General features: G+C 66.3%; 22 protein-coding genes. 15 read left to right on the forward strand and 7 right to left on the reverse strand.

The window, feature by feature from the left end:
* The 7 genes from ELR45_RS23065 to ELR45_RS23095 all read left to right on the forward strand — a co-directional run.
* Positions 1–1,148: MFS transporter (locus tag ELR45_RS23065; RefSeq protein WP_129668484.1), on the forward strand; the 1,148-nt coding region annotated here is incomplete at its 5' end.
* Positions 1,149–1,194: 46 nt separating this feature from the next.
* Positions 1,195–1,875 (forward strand): uracil-DNA glycosylase, encoded by a 681-nt coding sequence (locus ELR45_RS23070; protein ID WP_129668429.1) that lies wholly within the window; start codon positions 1,195–1,197, stop codon positions 1,873–1,875.
* Positions 1,876–2,156: 281 nt separating this feature from the next.
* The gene (locus ELR45_RS23075) at positions 2,157–2,360 is read left to right on the forward strand and encodes a cold-shock protein (RefSeq protein WP_129668430.1); all 204 of its coding nucleotides are present in this window, start codon (positions 2,157–2,159) and stop codon (positions 2,358–2,360) included.
* A gap of 666 nt (positions 2,361–3,026) precedes the next feature.
* Positions 3,027–3,740 (forward strand): glycerophosphodiester phosphodiesterase, encoded by a 714-nt coding sequence (locus ELR45_RS23080; protein ID WP_205857092.1) that lies wholly within the window; start codon positions 3,027–3,029, stop codon positions 3,738–3,740.
* A gap of 129 nt (positions 3,741–3,869) precedes the next feature.
* Positions 3,870–4,547 (forward strand): PadR family transcriptional regulator, encoded by a 678-nt coding sequence (locus ELR45_RS23085; protein ID WP_129668431.1) that lies wholly within the window; start codon positions 3,870–3,872, stop codon positions 4,545–4,547.
* Positions 4,548–4,819: 272 nt separating this feature from the next.
* The gene (locus ELR45_RS23090) at positions 4,820–5,857 is read left to right on the forward strand and encodes an ATP-binding cassette domain-containing protein (protein ID WP_129668432.1); all 1,038 of its coding nucleotides are present in this window, start codon (positions 4,820–4,822) and stop codon (positions 5,855–5,857) included.
* The gene (locus ELR45_RS23095) at positions 5,854–6,630 is read left to right on the forward strand and encodes an ABC transporter permease (RefSeq protein ID WP_129668433.1); all 777 of its coding nucleotides are present in this window, start codon (positions 5,854–5,856) and stop codon (positions 6,628–6,630) included. The genes ELR45_RS23090 and ELR45_RS23095 overlap by 4 nt, the downstream gene beginning before the upstream one ends.
* Before the next feature lie 81 nt (positions 6,631–6,711).
* Here ELR45_RS23095 and ELR45_RS23100 read toward each other — a convergent pair whose 3' ends face one another.
* Entirely contained in the window at positions 6,712–7,737 is a 1,026-nt protein-coding gene (locus ELR45_RS23100) for an NAD-dependent epimerase/dehydratase family protein (protein WP_240760075.1), read from the reverse strand.
* 117 nt (positions 7,738–7,854) lie between these two features.
* Between ELR45_RS23100 and ELR45_RS23105 the strand changes: the two genes are divergently transcribed.
* Positions 7,855–8,499, forward strand: coding sequence for a dienelactone hydrolase family protein (locus ELR45_RS23105; RefSeq protein WP_240760076.1), 645 nt, complete (start codon positions 7,855–7,857; stop codon positions 8,497–8,499).
* 228 nt (positions 8,500–8,727) lie between these two features.
* Positions 8,728–8,991 carry a 30S ribosomal protein S18 gene (gene rpsR / locus ELR45_RS23110; RefSeq protein ID WP_129668435.1) on the forward strand — a complete coding sequence of 88 codons (264 nt, stop codon included), beginning with the start codon at positions 8,728–8,730 and terminating at the stop codon, positions 8,989–8,991.
* A gap of 63 nt (positions 8,992–9,054) precedes the next feature.
* Here rpsR and ELR45_RS23115 read toward each other — a convergent pair whose 3' ends face one another.
* The 3 genes from ELR45_RS23115 to ELR45_RS23125 form a co-directional block, all read right to left on the reverse strand.
* Positions 9,055–10,128, reverse strand: a complete 1,074-nt coding sequence (locus tag ELR45_RS23115; protein ID WP_205857094.1) for a DUF368 domain-containing protein — start codon at positions 10,126–10,128, stop codon at positions 9,055–9,057.
* Positions 10,129–10,179: 51 nt separating this feature from the next.
* Entirely contained in the window at positions 10,180–10,362 is a 183-nt protein-coding gene (locus tag ELR45_RS23120; protein WP_129668436.1) for a hypothetical protein, read from the reverse strand.
* A gap of 160 nt (positions 10,363–10,522) precedes the next feature.
* Positions 10,523–11,506 (reverse strand): sigma-70 family RNA polymerase sigma factor, encoded by a 984-nt coding sequence (locus ELR45_RS23125; protein WP_129668437.1) that lies wholly within the window; start codon positions 11,504–11,506, stop codon positions 10,523–10,525.
* Between the two features lie 116 nt (positions 11,507–11,622).
* On the opposite strand from ELR45_RS23125, the gene ELR45_RS23130 reads away from it, so the two are divergent.
* A complete protein-coding gene (locus ELR45_RS23130) occupies positions 11,623–11,973 on the forward strand; it encodes a DUF3140 domain-containing protein (protein WP_129668438.1) in 351 nt (116 codons plus the stop codon).
* Positions 11,954–12,682 (forward strand): UdgX family uracil-DNA binding protein, encoded by a 729-nt coding sequence (locus ELR45_RS23135; protein ID WP_129668439.1) that lies wholly within the window; start codon positions 11,954–11,956, stop codon positions 12,680–12,682. The genes ELR45_RS23130 and ELR45_RS23135 overlap by 20 nt, the downstream gene beginning before the upstream one ends.
* Positions 12,683–12,686: 4 nt before the next feature.
* Here the strand turns inward: ELR45_RS23135 and ELR45_RS23140 are convergent, their stop codons facing one another.
* A complete protein-coding gene (locus ELR45_RS23140; protein ID WP_129668440.1) occupies positions 12,687–13,268 on the reverse strand; it encodes a TetR/AcrR family transcriptional regulator in 582 nt (193 codons plus the stop codon).
* A gap of 121 nt (positions 13,269–13,389) precedes the next feature.
* On the opposite strand from ELR45_RS23140, the gene ELR45_RS23145 reads away from it, so the two are divergent.
* Positions 13,390–14,070 (forward strand): GAF and ANTAR domain-containing protein, encoded by a 681-nt coding sequence (locus ELR45_RS23145; RefSeq protein ID WP_129668441.1) that lies wholly within the window; start codon positions 13,390–13,392, stop codon positions 14,068–14,070.
* On the opposite strand, the gene ELR45_RS23150 is transcribed toward ELR45_RS23145, so the two are convergent.
* Together ELR45_RS23150 and ELR45_RS23155 are read right to left on the reverse strand one after the other, a co-directional pair.
* The gene (locus ELR45_RS23150) at positions 14,071–15,111 is read right to left on the reverse strand and encodes a dihydrodipicolinate reductase (protein WP_129668442.1); all 1,041 of its coding nucleotides are present in this window, start codon (positions 15,109–15,111) and stop codon (positions 14,071–14,073) included.
* A gap of 162 nt (positions 15,112–15,273) precedes the next feature.
* On the reverse strand, positions 15,274–15,744 hold the full coding sequence (locus tag ELR45_RS23155; RefSeq protein WP_129668443.1) for a DUF4383 domain-containing protein: 471 nt from the start codon (positions 15,742–15,744) through the stop codon (positions 15,274–15,276).
* 133 nt (positions 15,745–15,877) lie between these two features.
* Here ELR45_RS23155 and ELR45_RS23160 point away from each other — a divergent pair, with 133 nt between their 5' ends.
* The 3 genes from ELR45_RS23160 to ELR45_RS23170 all read left to right on the forward strand — a co-directional run.
* Positions 15,878–16,678 carry a DUF427 domain-containing protein gene (locus ELR45_RS23160; RefSeq protein ID WP_129668444.1) on the forward strand — a complete coding sequence of 267 codons (801 nt, stop codon included), beginning with the start codon at positions 15,878–15,880 and terminating at the stop codon, positions 16,676–16,678.
* Between the two features lie 234 nt (positions 16,679–16,912).
* A complete protein-coding gene (locus ELR45_RS23165) occupies positions 16,913–17,878 on the forward strand; it encodes an ABC transporter ATP-binding protein (RefSeq protein WP_129668445.1) in 966 nt (321 codons plus the stop codon).
* 78 nt (positions 17,879–17,956) lie between these two features.
* Positions 17,957–18,744: ABC transporter permease (locus ELR45_RS23170; protein ID WP_205857095.1), on the forward strand; the 788-nt coding region annotated here is incomplete at its 3' end.

An 18,744-nucleotide genomic window follows, 5' to 3' on the forward strand; every position in this document is an offset into this window, starting at 1 on the left:
TGTTCATCGACCCGATGATCGCTGACCTCGGGATCTCCCGGTCCGCGATGTCCACGGCATACCTGATCGGCACGCTTGCGGGCGCCCTCGCCATGCCGTGGGTGGGCCGCGCGGTCGACCGCTACGGCGTACGACGCACCATGGCTGTGATCGGTGCCGCCTTCGGCTCCGTGTTGATCGCGCTCGCGGCAGCGACCGAGATCGTCGGTCTCACGGCTGGGTTCGCGGGCATCCGAATGGCCGGTCAAGGCGCGCTCGGCCTGACCGCGACCACCGCGACGGCGCTCTGGTTCACCAAGAAGCGCGGAGTCGCCACCGGCATCGTCTCCGCCATCGGCGCCATCGGGATATCGATGACGCCGCTGGTCATGGAGGGCTTCATCGCCGAGCATGGCTGGCGTACGGCGTGGCTGGTCGAAGGGCTCGCGATCTGGCTTGTGGTCATCCCGATCGCCTTGCTCGGGATGCGCGACCGCCCGGCACATCTGGGCCAGATCCCGGACGGCGTCCGCAAGAGCGACGACGACGGCCGCGACCACGTCGAGTGGGGCGCGACCCTGGCGCAGACCATCCGCTCACCATATTTCTGGGTGGTCACGGCCGGCGTCGCCGCCTGCGGTCTGCTCTCCACCGCGGTCAACTTCCACCAGATCAGCTTGCTTGGCGAACGCGGGCTCACGCCCGGCGAGGCGGCCGGAAACTTCCTCTGGCAGACGATCGCGATGCTCCTGGCCACCCTGGCCACCGGCGCCCTTGTCGACCGGATCCGGCCACGCTGGCTGATCGTCGTCGCCATGGCGCTGCTGGCCGGAGGTCTGGTGCTGGGCGCGCGGGTCACACCCGGCCTGCTGGCTGTAGCCTTCGGTGCGCTGCTGGGGGCCGCCGGCGGCTCCATGCGAGTGCTGGAAGCCTCGACGTTCCCCCGCTACTTCGGCACCGCTCACCTGGGCACGATCCGCGGTGTGGTGGTGTCCGTCTCCGTGGGGTCCACGGCATTCGGCCCGCTGATCTACGCCACTGCCCATGACTGGACCGGATCGTACACCGACGTGCTCCTCGCGACCGCTCCGATCCCCGTCCTCATCGCTATCGCGGCCCTCATCGTCAAGCCCCCGCGGGTTCCGGCCGTCCACCACGTGGAGGGCTGACGGGAACCGTCGTGACGCGCTAGCCGGTGCTCTAGAGTGAGTCGGCATGAGCGACGCACGACCCCTGCACGAGTTGGTGGATCCGGGCTGGGCGCGGGCCCTGTCGCCGGTCACCGGGCAGATCACCGCCATGGGCGAGTTCCTCCGCGCGGAGGTCGCCGCCGGGCGGACGTATCTTCCGGCAGGAGAGCACATCCTGCGGGCCTTCACTACGCCGTTCGACGACGTACGGGTACTCATCGTCGGCCAGGACCCCTACCCGACGCCGGGCCATGCGGTGGGTCTGAGCTTCTCGGTCGCGCCGGACGTCCGCCCGCTACCGCCGAGCCTGGTCAACATCTTCCGGGAGTACGGCACTGATCTCGGCTATCCCGCTCCCACCAGCGGAGATCTGTCGCGCTGGGCGGAGAACGGTGTGCTGCTGCTCAACCGCGCTCTGACGGTCGCCCCGCGCCGGCCGGCGTCGCACCGCGGGAAGGGTTGGGAGGCGGTGACCGAACAGGCGATTCGCGCGCTTGCCGCCCGGGAGAAACCTTTCGTTGCCATCCTCTGGGGCCGGGACGCACGCAATCTGGCACCACTACTCGGCGACACGCCACGTGTCGAGTCAGCTCATCCGAGCCCGATGTCCGCTCACAACGGCTTCTTCGGCTCACGGCCCTTTAGTCGCGCTAATCAGCTCTTGAGTGGTCTCGGCGTGGATCCCGTCGACTGGAAACTACCGTAGCGGGCGCTGCATACCCCCGTTCATACGCACCCGTCGATGCTCACGGTTCGGAAGGACCCTTTGACAAATAGAGCGAACATCGTATGCTGCGGGTCGCGGGCACAAGGTGGTACTGTTTCCGCGGTTGCAGTAACAGTTCCTCGCACGTCCTTGACCGCCCGTGGATTGTTATAGCGGGCGTTTTTCGCTTCTCTGTGCCTAGCACGGTAGCGGGAGACGGCAGCAGCAGCCGGAGTCGCAAGGTGCGGCTCCAACCACCGTCCCCTAGGAGGACAAAGCACATGGCACAGGGAACCGTCAAGTGGTTCAACGCCGAGAAGGGTTTCGGCTTCATTGCGCAGGACAACGGCGACGCCGATGTCTTCGTGCACTACTCGGCCATCCAGGTCGACGGCTACCGCACGCTGGACGAGAACCAGCGCGTGGAGTTCGAGATCACTCAGGGCCCGAAGGGGCCGCAGGCCGACCAGGTTCGCCCGATCTGAGGTCTCGGCTTGAATCCAGTCGGCCTTCTCAAACTCGACTGGCCTGCTTGGACTCGCGGGCAGCTCAGTCGGACGCGGTAGCCGGCTAAGCACTCGACGGAACGCCCCCTCTGCTGAGCGAGGGGGCGTTCCCTTTCTCTTGAAGCGGCTCAGCGCCCTAGGGCGCGCCAAGTGAGGCCTCGCTCAGAAAGGCCTACAGGGCTTCTTGTATCGGCATTCGGACACCGTTTCGCAACCGATACTATTCTGTTACGCAAATGAACATATTCCGGGACAGAGACGGAAATCTTCCGCCCGGCCGCGTTGCCCGTGCAACATTTCCGGTTGAATGCCTGCGATTTCCGGCGCACAGATCGATAAAGTCGCGAGGAGATGCACAGCATCCATATGGCCATGCCCCTCCCGGTCCGGTCGGAGCGCAACACGGAAATCTACCCGTGCGTAATATCTGACAGTGCCCTCGCGCGTTCAGCTCACGCGTACGCGTCAAGAAGGCATTGGGTGAAACTTTTCAAGTTGATCATCTTGGTCACATGATCTCACCCGGCACCGAGAGGCCACTGAAGGAAGAGACTCACGAGAGCCGTCCCGGCATTGCCCTTTGCCGCACACGTAGCGTCATAATGAACGCACGACGGCGCGAGGACAAGGAGCCGAGCAACTCTCATGACCTGGCATGGCGACCCCAAGGACAGCCCCGACGGTCGGCAGCTGCTGACCGTCGCCCACCGCGCGGCCAACGACGTCGCCACCCTCAGTGCCGCACTCAGCGCAAACGTCGACCTGGTCGAGGCAGATGTCCGTTTCTTCAAGGGAACGCCCGAGATACGCCACACCAAGACGCTCGGTTCCAAGCTGCTCTGGGAGCCGGGCGAGTTGATCCGGCGTGAGGGCCTGGCGATCCCCACCCTCACCGAGGTGCTCACATCGCTGCCGAACGATCGCCACCGGCTGATGCTCGACCTGAAGGGGTTCCGGCCGGGCTTGGGTCCGGCAGTCGCCGCGGTCCTGAAACAACACGCGCCGGATCTCCCGGTGACGGTGTGCACCCCACACTGGTGGATGTTCAAGGCCTTCGCCGACACGCCGCACATCCGGACCGTCCTCTCGGCGGGCAGCTGGCCGATGGTGGAGCGGCTTCGGGCGCTGCTCAACAAGGGGCAGGCCGAATGGCCGAATCAGCGACCGATCTTCGGATGCTCGGTCCATCGCACGCTCCTGACACCGGAGATCGTGGCGGAGTTACGTCGTCACGTCGAACACGTCATCACCTGGCCGGTCGACACCGCGAACGACGTGGCCGACGCGCGACGTCTCGGCGTCACCGGTGTGACCGGCAAGGATCTGGCGCTGCTGCAGTCGCTGCACAGCAACCACTGAGCGGCCGCCACACACGCGAGGTTGCCCGAGGGGCTCTGAGCAAAGTCCTGACCGGACTCGCTTGACATCAGCGACTCCGCGGCTAATACTCGACTTCAAGTAATTGATTCCGAGTAATCGGGGGAGAGTATGGCGGCGGGGCGTCCGACCAACCCGCTGGCGCTGGCCGTACTGACCCTGCTCGTCGAGCGGCCCATGCATCCGTATGAGATGTCCAGCACGCTCAAGGAACGCAGCAAGCAGGAGAGCATCAAGCTCAACTTCGGCTCCCTCTACTCAGTCATCGATTCCTTGGCCAAGCGCGGACTGATCGAGGTGCACGAGACCACGCGCGAGGGCAAACGGCCGGAACGGACGGTCTACACCGTCACGGATGCCGGCCGTACCACCATGGTCGATTGGCTCAGCGAACTGCTCAGAACGCCCGCCAAGGAGTTCCCGCAGTTCGAGGCGGGCCTGTCGCTGATGCCGGCGTTGGGCGTGGACGACGTCATATCGCTGCTCCAGCGACGCCTGGAACAGCTACGCCGCGAGCAAGAGGTCGGTCGGCGCATGCTCCAGCAGGCGGACGAGATGGGGCTGCCCCGTCTCTTCGTCATCGAGCACGAATACGAACTTGCCCTTCAATCGGCAGAGATCGAGTTCGTCGCCCGGTTCCTCGACGAGCTGACCTCCGGCACGTTCCCCGGCATCGGCATCTGGCGACGGATGGACGAGCTACGCACCGCCGGTGTGCCCACGGATCAGATCGACACCACGATCCAGGAAGAGTTCAAGGAGGACTTCCCGTGGCTGAATAAGCAATGACGACGATGGCGCACGCCGCCATCACACGAAAGAAGACCCCTCGCCGGGTGCGCCAACACCACGGCGAGGGGACATTGAGAATCCCAGGAGACCGAACCCGACACGCGGGACCAGCCCGAGGGGCCCTTCAACCACTCAGGATAGGTCACGCGCGTCAGCCACCGACAGCCGTCGTCCCTCCACCTGCTCGACGGCGGTCCACATGGCGGCGCAACCTCGGCTCCTTCTTCCTCCCGGCCGTCACCCGGCCGGGTCAAGCCAGGAGAGGACCCATGCCTGTATCCAGCATCACCCACGCCACGGCGGGCCCACCCGCACGCACGGAAGCCGCGATCGAGGCTTCTGAGCTGACCAAGACCTACGGGAGCGGGGCCACAGCGGTTCCAGCGCTCAGCGGCGTGAGCTTCTCCGTCCCGGCCGGCACGGTCTTCGGCCTGCTAGGACCGAACGGCGCCGGCAAATCCACCACCACGAAGATCCTGACCACGCTCTCCGGCGCCGACTCAGGCACAGCCACCGTCGCCGGCTACGACGTCGCTCGGCAGGGTGCTCAGGTCCGGCACGCCATCGGGTACGTCCCGCAGAAGCCATGCTTCGACCCCACGGCGACCGGTCACGAGAACTTGACCTTGCAGGGCCGTATCTACGGGATACCGATACGCGAGATCCGACGCCGTGCGGGCGAGCTATTGGCGCAATTCGGCCTGGCCGATGCCGCCGGCCGGGTCGCCAAGACCTGGTCCGGAGGCATGCAGCGCAAGCTCGACGTCGCGCTCGCGCTGATCCACCGCCCGCAGGTCTTGTTCCTGGACGAGCCCACCACCGGCCTGGACCCCGAGGCGAGGGCCGACATGTGGGCGGAGATCTCCGAGCTCACCGATGCCGACGGGCTCACGGTCCTGTTGACCACGCACTATCTCGAAGAAGCCGACAACCTCGCCGACCGACTGGTCATCGTCGACCGCGGGCGCGTCGTCGCCACCGGAACCCCGGAGGAGCTCAAGGCAGAGCTCGCCGGCGACACGGTCCACGTGCAGCTGGCAGATCCCGCTGACCGCGAGCGGGCGCTCGGGGCATTCGAGTCGGTCGAAGGCGTCCACCAGGTCACAGCCGAGGAGTCGACGCTCAACGCACGCGTCGGCAACGGCGCCGCCGTTCTGCCCAAGGCCCTTGCTGCCCTCGACGCCCGCGACGTGCTGCTCGCCTCAGTCACCGTCGCCCGCCCGTCGCTCGACGACGTCTACCTCCGCCATGCCGGCCGGTCCTTCCGTACCGCCGACCAGATCGACAGCATGGAGGCCGCGCGATGACCACCGCCATGATGCACTCGCTGTACTTGACCGGCAGGTCGCTGCGGATCCTGCGCCGGGAGCCGGCTTACCTCGCCTTCACCCTGATTCAGCCGATGGTCTGGCTGCTGCTGTTCAGCCAGCTGTTCGAGAGTGTCACCGAGATTCCGGGCTTCGGCGACACCTCCTACATCACCTATCTCACACCCGGTGTGATCGTCATGAACGCGATCATGACCGCCAACTGGGCGGGGACCAGCTTCATCGACGACATGAACCGCGGTGTGATGGACCGCAACCTCACCTCGCCGCTGAGCCGGGGCGCCCTGATCAACGGCATCCTGTCCTACCAGGCGGTGGTCACGGTCGCACAGTCGTTGATCATCTTCGGTATCGGCCTGCTGATGGGCGCCCGCTACGACGGCGGAGTGGCCGGGGTTCTGGTCGTGCTCGTGGCCTCGACTCTGCTCGCGATCTTCTTCGCCGCGCTCTCGTGCGCGATGGCCTTGCTGGTGCGGTCGCAGGAGTCACTGATCGGAATGTCGATGTTCCTGGCGCTGCCGCTGACCTTCCTGTCGTCTGTACTGATGGCCCCCGAGCTCGTGCCGGGCTGGGTGGACACCGTGGCGTCCTTCAACCCGGTGGACTGGGCGGCGACAGCGAGCAGGGAGGCGCTGGCCGGTGCTACGGACTGGGGCGTCGTCGCTGGACAGACCGGCTTCCTCGTCGCTCTGGCGCTGCTGATGGGCTGGCTCGCCACCCGCGCGTTCCGTGCCTACCAGCGCACCGTCTGAAACAGCACGCTACGCATGGCCGGTGCTGCCTGCGGTGCCCGGGTCACGAACTCGTCGTGGTGCATGGTCAGATCCCCGTTCTCACATGAAGGCGGTCGCCGTCCGCTCGGGATGGTCAGGATGCAGCGGCTCGGTCGGGGCCCCGGCACCGTCGGCCAGCCCATCGAGCATCTCGCGCAGGGCTTCTCGCCCCGAGTACCGCGGTTCCCAGCCGAGCTCCCGGCGGGCTCGTGCAGCATCGAGTGTCGGCAGCTGAAGCATGAGGTTCAGCAACGCGTCGTCAGCCCGTGCCAGCCGCAGCCGCCACGCTCCCCCGACCGCAACGCGGGCGGCCACGGCTGGCACGGAGACCTTTCTCGCACCCAGAAGATCCGCAAGTTCGGATGCGTCGATGACCGGGTCAGCGGCGATGTTGAACGGGCCTCGCACATCGCCCAGCACCGCCCGGCGGTACGCGTCGGCGGCGTCCGACGTGTGCACGGCCTGGAACCTCAACCCGGCCGGCAGCGGCACGACCGGCAGCCGCCCCGGCCGCAGTAGCGTTCTGGGTAGGAACGGCCCGCCGAAGATTCGGCGTTGCTCGCTTCCTGACTCTCGCTTGAAGATGAAGCAAGGCCGTATGCGCGCGACGCGGACTTCGGGATGACGCAACTCAAACGCGTCCAGGCAGCGCTCCACGTAGGCCTTCTCCCTCCCGTACGCGGCGGTCGGAAGGCTGTGGGTGGGCCAGCTCTCATCGACATGCTTGCCCGGTCCAGGCGAGTACGCACCTACGGAGGACGCGTACACGAGAGCACCGACGCCGGCCTCGGCTGCGGCCTCGAAGACCCGGATGCTGCCCATGACGTTGACGTCCCAGGTCTTGATGGGCCCGTGCGTGGGCTGGAATGCCCATGCCAGGTGGACGACGGCCGTCGCTGAACGGCAGTGGTCGACCATCTCGTCGGATCGCACGTCGGCCTGGACGAACGTCACCTTGGACGGCTTCCAATCCGTCGGTGCCCGCCGTGCCACGGCGACGATCTCCTCGACGTCCGGGTCATCGGACAATGCCTGGACGAGACTGGTGCCGACGTTGCCGGTCGCCCCAGTGACTAGCACTCGCATGCTTCGGCGGCTACCCAGTAGGCCGAACGTGAAACGTGCGGGACCCCATGGGCACGTCCCGGTCATCCCATCCGCTCGGGCGTTTGCCGCCGGCCGCACGGGGGTAGCGGCGTGTACGTGAAGTCTTTCGAGGTAGACGTGATGGGACAGGGAGGCGCGCCCGGAGACCTGGCCGTTCCCGACGGTGCGACGGCCGTGGTGCTCTTCGCGCACGGCAGCGGAAGCGGGCGGCACAGCCCGCGCAACCAGGCAGTCGCGGCCGCGCTGAACCAGCACGGCCTGGCCACCATGCTCACCGACCTGCTCACCGAGCCCGAGGAACAGGCCGAAGCCCATACCCGCCATCTGCGGTTCGACATCGATCTGCTGACGGAACGACTCCAGACGGCGAGCGCCTGGCTGGAACGTGATCCCTCGACGTCGCATCTGCCGCTGTGCTACTTCGGCGCGAGCACCGGCGCCGCCGCCGCGCTCGCCGCCGCGGCAACCACACCAGAACGGGTTCGCGCTGTGGTGTCACGTGGCGGTCGGCCCGACCTCGCACACGCGGCGCTCGCCTCGGTGCGTGCGCCGACACTGCTCATCGTCGGCAGCCTCGACACCACCGTTCTCGCTTTGAACCGGGCTGCGCTGGATGAACTGCAGTGTGAACGAGACATGGCCGTCGTCGAGGGCGCGACCCATCTGTTCGAGGAGCCGGGCGCGCTCGATGAGGTGGCTCGGCTGGCCGGTGACTGGTTCGAGCGACACGTGCGTACGTGATCGCGCAGGCTTTATGGACCCTGCGACGCAGATCCACCAGGTGCGTGCCTCTGGGCGGCTCTACACTCCGTGACCTCCTCGTCACCTGGAAGGTGTGCATTCTGCCGGTGGTCGGTGGGATACTAGCTGCTGAGCACTAGAGAACGAGTTGAGAGCTGTTCTCATATACCGTAAAGTTTGACGCCCGCGAGACGCAACGCGCACCCCCGAATCAGAACAGGACCAAGGATGGCGAGTAGGAAACCAATCAAGCCGGAGAAGCGGACCTCCTCCCGTAAGCGCAAGAACCCACTGGATGCCGCGAAGATCACCTACGTCGACTACAAAGACGTGAACCTGCTGCGGACATTCATCTCCGACCGTGGGAAGATCCGCTCCCGCCGCGTCACCGGCCTGACCCCGCAGCAACAGCGAGAGGTCGCACGCGCTATCAAGAACGCACGCGAAATGGCGCTGCTGCCATACGCGGAAGGCGCGCGCGGCTCGCACTGACGGTCCTGGGACGGTGCGTCCTGCAACGTGTGTGCAGGGGGCATCGTTCCGCAGGACCCCAGGTCACGCCGCCCGACGGGCGAGCCGACGCTCGACCATCAGCACGGCCACTACCACCGCGAAGCCGAGAGCGGCCAAGCCGAGTGCCGCGCCGACGTGCTCGTCCGGCGCCTGAAGTGTGCGGTCATCGTCCTGCCACGGCCACAGGGCCCGCAGGCATCCCACCATCACGCCGGTCAGCACCACCAGAGCGACTCGCCGGTGATTCTCCAGCAACCACTGCAGCAGCTTGACGAACGATGCGAGCCCGACTGCGGCGCCAACGGCGAAGACCGCCAGATACTCGAGGTCGCGCTCGTTGACCGCGGATAGCGTCTCCTCGTACATGCCGAAGGTCAACAGAATGAACGACCCGGACAGCCCGGGCAGCACCAGCGCTGACACCGCGATGGCGGCGGCCAGCATGATCACCGGCTTGGTGGGTTCCACGCTTCCGGGAGGGATGCTGACAGCGACGAAGGCGAGTACCGCCGCGACCGCGGCGATGGCGACGTCCCGCCCCGTCCACCGGGCATCACCCAGGCGCCCCACGGCGGTGGGCTCATCGGACTCATCGTCCGGAAACGTCCGGCTCGCCTTGGCTGCCAGGGAGAACGGGACCCACAGCGAGGCCAGCACCAACCCGAAGAAGAGCGCCTTGCTCTGAACCGGGTTGTCCTCGACGAAGTCTTCGATCAGCCGGGCCATCAGCACCAGCGCGACAAGCATCCCGATCAGCAGCGGGACGATCACCCGCCAGTTCACATTCTGAAACTCGGCGGCGGCACGGCCCGTACCGCGGCCTCGCGGAACATCGACGACCACTCGGCGCACACCCGACAGGAGGTGTCCGGCCGAGGTGATCAGCGTCTCGTAGACGCCCACCACAAGCGCGACGGTGCCGCCGCTGACACCGGGCACCGTCTCGACGGTGCCGATCAGCGCACCGCGCACCATGCTGGCGCCGTGCGCCCGCCACGCCGTCGTTTCGGACGGACGTCGATGGCGGGCGCCGGTGCCCACGGGTCGCTCCTGTCGGCCGGGCTCGCCGTCGTCGTCACTCACGGGGTGACTCGCCGCTCCAACGTCATGGGACACTGGGGCACCTTATCTCTTCGATCGATGCCGCGGCGCTGTGGACTCCTCTGCTCAGTAATCGAGGGAACGACGGCGAGACCGGCCGGTCAGCCGCCGGCGCTGCGAGTCGTCGAGCATCAGGTACGCCCCTACCGGGACCCCGATCAGGACCAGCAGGATCAGCCAGGTCGGCAGCAGCGCCCACGCTAGGACGATTCCACCCGCTCCGATGAGGAGCTTTTTGCCTGTGGACATCTTGACCTCTCTCTCATTGCCGGACACCTCTCATTGTCGTCCCGGAGATACCCGCATTACCTCAGGGAACGCCCTGATCTCACCCCGGATATGACTACCGATGATCATCAACCCTTGACCTGGTGATGATGTGGCCAGACGTTGATGATCATGGGATGCGTCAACTGGCCCATTCCAGCAACGGCTCGTGCCGGGCGGGGTCGCGCAGCTCGGCGATCGCCTGCTTCTCCAGCTGACGGACACGTTCCTTGGTCAGGCCGACCCGTTCCCCGACCTCTTGCAGCGAATGCTGCCGGCCGTCGTTCAGGCCGTACCGGAGGCTGATGATCATCGCTTCCCTAGGCGCCAGGGTTCCGACCAGAGAGCGCAGCTCCTCGCCCAGCGCCCGGAACTCCGCGACCTCGGAGGCCACCAGCACCTCAGTGTCCTCGATGAGGTCACCGACGTTGGCGCTGCCGTCCTCACCGATGGGGGTATCGAGACTGATCACGTCACGGGACAGCTGCCGCAGCCCATGGACGCGCTCGACCGTCATCTCCGCCTCGGCCGCGACTTCCTCCGCAGTCGGGGCCCGGCCCAGGCTGAGCTGTAGTTTCCGGTCCGCGCGCGCCAGCTTCGTCAGACTCTCCACCTGGTATGCGGGCAGCCGGATGGTCCGTGCTTTCTCGGTCTTGCCCCGATCGATCGCCTGCCGGATCCACCACATCGCATAGGTGGAGAACTTGTAGCCCTTCGCGTAGTCGAACTTCTCCACCGCGCGGATCAGCCCAAGATTGCCGTCCTGCACGACATCCAGGAAAGACATGCCCGAGTTGCGGTAGAACTTCCGCGCAGCAGAGACGACGAGCCGCAGGTTGGCGCGGATCATGTGATCCTTGGCGTCCTCGCCGTCCCGGGCGATCGCGTCCAACTCCACGCGCGCACGCCCCGGATCGCCGCCGGCGTCCGCCTGCTCGAGAAGCTGGCGGGCATAGACGCCGGCCTCGATCCGCTTGGCGAGATCAACCTCGTCCTCTGCGCTGAGCAGCGGCGTCGAGCCGATCTGCTTCAAGTACTGGCCGACGAGATCGTAGTCGGCCTCGGCCTCCCGGGGCTCACTACGCCGGGCTGCCTCGCTATTGCCGTGTCCGTTCACCAAAGTCATTGATTCAACCCCTCTCTCACTCCTATTACCCGATTCCGCGCGCATGACGAACCTCCACGAGGGTAAGTCGTGTTCTGATAACTGTTACTTCCTCACAAAGGCAGGTGACCAGCCTGATGGCTGAGCGCATCTCCCCGGAGGTGGACGAGCTCTGGGAACACTTTCACCAGGTGGTGAACATGACATCCCGGGAACTGCTGGACTGGCTCGGCGTCGAGCCGGATCTGAGCCACGGACCGGGTCCCGCCAGGCGGGCACCGCTCGGCATTGCCGTCGCCAACATCCTTGCCAAACGGCGGACCGACCTCACCGTAGAGGATCTGGCGGTCATGCAGAAGGTTGTGGACATCGTCGATGAGGAAACGTCTGAGGTACCGCGAGAATTCCTGATCGACGACGAACACAGGCGGCACCGCCTGATGAACATCGGCCACGATCCAGTCCGAGATGAGCAATACCAGCGGTAAGGGTCGCCGCACGCGTACCCCGGATCCAGGCGAACGACCCGCCCCGGTGCCGGAGAACGCGTCCCCGGCGCAGCTGAGCGCCGCGGCGGACGGCTGCCAGGCATGCGGCCTGTTCCGGGACGCCACCCGCACCGTCTTCGGGTCGGGCGCCTCGGATGCGCACGTCGTCATGGTGGGAGAGCAACCGGGCGATGTCGAGGACCGGGAAGGCGATCCTTTCGTCGGCCCGGCGGGCCGTTTACTCGACCGCGCGCTGGACGACGTGGGCCTGCGCCGGTCCGATGTCTACCTGACGAACGCCGTCAAACACTTCAAGTTCCGCCGTGCCGCCGGCGGCAAACGGCGAATCCACCAGAAGCCGGACGCTGGAGAACTCGCCGCTTGCCGTCCGTGGCTGCAGGCGGAGCTCGCGTCGATCAGGCCGGGAGTCATCGTGGTGCTCGGAGCCACCGCCGCCACCACCATGCTGGGCCGGGCGTTCCGGGTAACCCGGGAGCGTGGCCAGCCGCGCTTGTGGGCCGAGCTCCGCGACCGTTCGCCACTCGTGTCGGGACGTACCGGCGACGACGAGCCTGGCCCCGTGGATGCGGACGCCGTGGTCGTGGCGACGGTGCACCCGTCGTCGGTCCTGCGTGCCCGCGACTCCGACGAACGAGCGAGCGCTTACGCGGACTTCGTGGCAGATCTCCGTGTGGTGGCGGGCTTATAGACCTTCAGCGATGGTCGGCGATCAGGTGACTGGCCATGGCCTGCGCGCGATGCGCCGCCTCCCGATCCCCCTCGGCGGCCGAGATGATCGACCCTTTCATCAGGATGTGCCATGACCGGGCGAATTCGTCCGGATCGCGCAGTCCCGCTCGCTCGGCGCGCTCGCGGACGATGCTGCGGACGTTCTCCAGGTAACGGATGCAGGCCTCGCCCGACGAATGCCCGGCGCCCATCTCCAGCAGCACGTTGATAAAAGAACAGCCCTCGAAGTCGTCACGCTGGAACCATTCGTGGAAGATGTCGAAGATCGCCAGCAGCTGCTCCTCGGACGTCCGGCCGCGCCGCTCGGACTCCGCCTGCACCAGGTCGATGGTCCAGGCGTACTCTCGCCGTTCGAGAAACGCGAGAGCGAGGTCGTCCTTGGCCGGGAAGTGCCGGTAGAACGTCGCTTTGGCCACCTGAGCCCGCGCGATGACCTCGTCCACGCCGACGGCCCGAATACCCCGTTGCGAAAAGAGAGCGTAGGCCGTAGCCAGGATGCGCTCACGCGCGGTGAAGCGAACGTTCGTGACGGTCGAACCTTCCATCACCTATCAGGCTACCGCTTTCCCACGATTCACGGAATCCCGTGCTTGACAGACAGTTCTGTCTACGTTATAAAAATGAGATAAAGACAGGAGCGCCTGTCCCTATTCGTAAGGTTCCACCGTGAACGACTCGCTACCGGACCGACTAGCTGCCTTCGCCAGGGAGCTCCATGACGAGCAGGAGGTCACGGAGACAGCGCAGACCATGCTCAGGCACGCTTCCCGGCTCACAGACTGCCCGCAAGCGAGCATCACGCTCTACAACGCACCGTCGTCGATCGACACCACGTGCGCGACAGCCCCGCAGGCGCACAAGGCAACGCTTGCCCAAGTCGACCTGGGCGAAGGGCCGAACGTCACTGCGTTGTCCTCGGATGAGCCCGTCGTGGCCGACGACATCCCAGCCGACACGCGCTGGCGACGGTGGGCGCCGATCGTCGCCGAGCTCGGATTCAACGGCGTGGTCTCGATCCGGCTGGGCACCCAGAGTACGACCCTGGGCACACTTAGTCTGTACTCCACGTTTGCCAAGCGGTTCGACGACGGCCACGTCACGACGCTGAACCTCTACGCGCAGCACGCATCCGCGGCCGTCGTCGCCGCACAGCGACGCTCCAAGCTGCGACATGCGATCGACAGCCGAAACCTGATCGGCCAAGCGCAGGGAATTCTCCTCGAACGCCACGCGCTCGACGCCGAGGGCGCATACGCCATGCTGCAACGATACGCGCGGGACAACCGCGTCAACCTCGTGAAAGGCGCCGGCGACATCGTCGCCGGCCGCCGGCACACCGTGAACTGATCACAGATTGAGCGGAGACGCTGGAATCTCGTCAACGGTCCGCAGCCCTGGCGGTGCCGTTCGGACCCGTCCGAGCGAGTTGACGACGACGGCGGCGGTCGCCGAGTCACCATGCAGGCCTCTCGTCACCGTTTCCAGTCCAGGCTCGCCGTCGAGGGCGACTACATCACGGGGATCGGCGAGACCCACCGCCATCTGCAGGTGCAGGCGGATGACCGTGGCGCCGTCCCGCTTTCCCAGCACCAGCTGATCGATACCGAGCACGCGTCCGGGCTCGATCGTTCCGTCGCCGAGCGGCACCGGCACCTCAGCCACCACGGGATCGATGGTCTCTACGACGTCCGTGCAGCCCAGGTTCAAGGCCCGATCGATGAGCCATGCGGACTCGCCAAGCCCCATATGCCGGATCGTCCCCTCGTGGACGCGCTGGGTGAACTCGTCGACCGTGATTCCCGCACCCACCTTTCGCTGCAACGGCAGCCGGCGCAGCCCGGCATCCTGGACCCGGTGGACATTGACCGCGCGCACCGACCGCTGCGAGGCCGCCAGCACGACCGGAAGGTAGTCCATCGAGTATCCCGGATTGACGCCGGTGCCCAAGACGACGACGTCTGCGGCCCGAGCCGCGGCGTCCAGCTCGGCCGCGAGCTTCGGCTGCGTCCGCCACGGGTCGGACAGTTCCTCACACGTCGAGACGGTGTGAAAGCCGGCCTCGATGAGCGCCCGCAGCGACGGCGCGACCCGTTCGAGCGACGAACCGGCACAGTGCACGGCGACCGCCCCCGGCTTGGCCTGGCCGAGCTCCTCGATGGTCTCCACCACCCGGGCGTCGTCGGCGACGACCCGCTCGCCCAGGATCTCGTTCAACGGCAGACCGACCAACGCGGGGTTGATGTCCGCCCCTCCTGCGCTGCGGTAACGCTCACGACCTGACATAAAAGCGAGCACCTGACGGCCGATGGGCCCCAGACCCACATGAACGACGTCGATGGGTTCAGGATCGTTGAAAGTCGCGGGCGCCTGGGCGGTCGGAGAGTTCATGAAGGTCCTTCACAGTGAGACGTCCACAGCCGATTATCCGGCCGCGTTGTCGCCGAACCGTACAGAACCCGATGCACTTACGCCAAGTATTGGTCTAGTCCACCTTCGCGGCGTGCACCGACGACACCCCCGGTCTTCCTCCAACCGCGCGCACCAGGGCCCTCAGCCGCCCTTGGGAGCGCGTCGTCCGCTCTGCGTCTGCGGCAGGAGACCGAACACGACCATTCCAATCGCAAGGCCGAGATGCAGCCAGTTGTCGGCGTCGTTCAATGGGATGAAGTCCGCGTCGTCGCCGTGGTCGACGACCATTCCATAGATGAACAGCGCCAGGTAGACCAGCCCACCGGCGAACAGGTATGTCCGGGCGAGCCGTACCGTGCGGGCCATGATGAGCCCGATGATGCCGAACAACAGATGGACGAGGTTGTGCAGCACGGATACGGCGAAGACGCCGAACAGCATCGCCTCGGAATCGGGTCCGGAGAACTCCATCAGGTCGTAGTCGGAGGTGACACCGGGGACGAAGCCGAGCACGCCCACCAGCAGGAAGACCACCGCCACCAGGTATGTAGCTGTTCGGACTGGGCTACTCACCGGGGTAGGACCATCGGGAACATTCGGTGCAGGTGTCATGATGCCCTCCGGCATCGGGCCGACGTTCCGTTCACTGTCGATCTACCCGCTACTCAACGACGCAAACAACGGTTCACACCGCCCTCTATCGGGTACCCGGCATATAGACGCCACCACGCACCGGAGGTAGATCATGACGTTGACCTTGAGCCACGGACCGCTGTCCGCCAAGCCACCGGACTCGACCAACTACAGCGTCGACGGCCCGCAGCATCGGCTCCTGTTCGACGACTTCCCACGCCGCGCGCGGGCCGTCTTCGGCGGCGAGGTCGTCTTGGACAGCCGGCGCGGCAAGCTCCTGCACGAGACCGGGTATCTGCCACAGCTGTACGTACCCGAGGACGATCTTCGCACCGACCTGATGGAGCGGACGGACCACCGCACCACCTGTCCATTCAAGGGCGAGGCCCGGTACTGGGCGTTCCGGGTCGGAGACCGCGCCGCGGAGAACGCCGTCTGGGGTTACGACGACTCGACTGAGGCGGCGACGTGGTTGCGTGGCTACCGATGCGTGGACTTCCAGGCGATGGACGCGTGGTTCGACGAGGATGAGGAGATCGAGGGACACCTGCGAGATCCGTACCATCGCGTGGACGTGCGCGAGTCGAGCCGGCATGTACGCGTCACGGCGGGCGACGAGGTTCTCGCCGAGACCCGACGCCCGATGCTGCTCTCCGAGACAGGCCTGCCCAACCGCTACTACATCCACCCCGAAGACGTCCGCCGCGACCGTCTCGAGCCCAGCGCCACGCACACTGTCTGCCCCTATAAGGGCACCGCCTCGTACTACACCGTGCGCACGGGTGATCGGCGAATCCAGGACGCTGCCTGGGCCTACCCGGCTCCGTTGGAGGAGACGTCGAAGGCCGGCGGCTACACCTGCTTCCTGGCCGACGGCATCGAGACCACCGTCGACGGCGAGCGTCTCGCCTGACCCGGGTATTTGCGAATGCCCACCCGACAAGCACCGTCTCCGCCCCAGAAGGTGAGATCGGCAACCTCCGTGGGCAGCACATCCGGGTGGTCCCCGAGATGTCCCTGAGCCGACCCTGGAGTGTCCCTCGAGAGCCTTAACCTGCGGCTTTGTGGGCTCTAGCGTGTGTGGTGAACGCGGCACCACGACAGGTGCCGGAGGACGACACCACCATCGATGACATCGAGGGGCTCCATGATCACCGCACAAGGACTCACCAAACGTTACGGAGACACGACAGCGGTCGACTCGATCGACTTCACCGTCCGGCCAGGCGCGGTGACCGGCTTCCTCGGCCCGAACGGCGCCGGCAAGTCCACCACCATGCGCATGGTGATGGGCCTGGACCGGCCGTCCAGCGGCTCGGTCACGGTGAACGGGCGGGCCTACCGGGACCATGCCGCACCGCTGCACGAGGTCGGTGCGCTGCTCGAAGCGAAGGCCATCCACGGCGGCCGCACCGCATACAACCACCTGCTCTGGATGGCAAAGAGCAACGGTATCCCACAACGTCGCGTCGACGAGGTCATCGAGATCGTCGGCCTGGGCGACGTCGCTCGCAAGCGCTCCGGCGGATTCTCACTCGGCATGGGGCAGCGACTCGGGATCGCCGCGGCGCTGCTCGGCGACCCGGCGGTGCTTCTGTTCGACGAGCCGGTCAACGGCCTCGACCCGGACGGCATCCGCTGGATCCGCACGCTGATCCGCAGTCTCGCCGCCGAGGGTCGCACCGTCTTCGTCTCCAGCCACCTCATGTCGGAGATGGCGCTCACCGCCGACCACCTGATCGTCATCGGACGCGGGCAGATCATCGCGGACACCGACATGAACGACTTCATCGCCCGCAACTCGACGGCACACGTCCAGGTACGCTCCCCGCACGGCTCGGAACTGGCGGAACGACTTGTCGCCAAGGGCTGGCAGGTCGAGGCCACGGACGACGGTGCGCTTGCTGTCTTCGGGACAACGCCCGAGCAGGTCGGCGACATCGCCGGCGCGTCCGGCCTCTACCTGCACGAGCTGTACAACGTCCAGGCCTCGCTCGAGGACGCCTTCATGCGTCTGACCGCCGACAGCGTCGAGTACCACGCGGGCGTCCCCACACCGGCATCCGAGCAGACCAGTGGATCCGCCGCCGAGTTCACCACCGCCGGTGTCTGAAGCCGGCGTCGAGAACCTTTTGACCATCGGTCTCGGCCGCGTAGGACCGAGACCCCAGCGAAACATCGGTGATGAGAGATGACAACAGCAGTTCTTGACCGAGATCCCGACGTCCAGCCCGACGGCGTGGCCCTGACGGGGCCACGACTCACCTTCGGCCGGATCCTCGACGCGGAGTGGACCAAGATTCGCACCGTGCGCTCCACGGTGTGGAACCTGATAGCCCTGGTCACGATCAGCGTCGGGGGTACAGCCCTGGTGTGCTGGGGCGTGGCCAGTGAGCTCGCGAACGGTGACACCGACGAACCCGCGGGCGCCTTCCTCACCTGGGGCCTGTTGTTCGGCCAGATCGCGGCCCTGGTGCTGGGCGTCCTCGTGGCGTCCTCCGAATATTCGAGCGGCATGATCCGCACCACCCTCGCGGCTGTGCCGCGCCGGGGCTCGGTTCTGGCGGCCAAAGCCATGGTCCTCGGAGTGATACTCCTGGTCCTGGGCGTCATCACCTCGTTCGCGAGCTACCTCGCCGGCAACTTCTTCCTGGACCGTGAAGGCGTAGGGCTTGCCCTGGGCGACCCCGGCGTGCTGCGGACCATCGTCGGAGGCGGGCTCTACCTGGCGGTACTCGGCATCTTCGGGCTCAGCCTCGGGTTGCTGATGCGGCACACGGCAGGCGCCGTCACGGTCGGCATCGCCTTGATCTTCGTCGTCGGCAACCTGATCGGCCTCGTGCCCGGCGTCGTCGGTGAATGGATGGAGAAGCTGATGCCCGGGAACGCGGGCGGCCAGATCGCCACCATCGAGTCGTTCAACCCGAACCTGCTCGACCCGTGGGTCGGCTTCGCCGTCTTCGCTGGGGAGACGGCGTT

Source organism: Phytoactinopolyspora endophytica (assembly GCF_004138495.1).
GTDB lineage: Bacteria > Actinomycetota > Actinomycetes > Jiangellales > Jiangellaceae > Phytoactinopolyspora > Phytoactinopolyspora endophytica.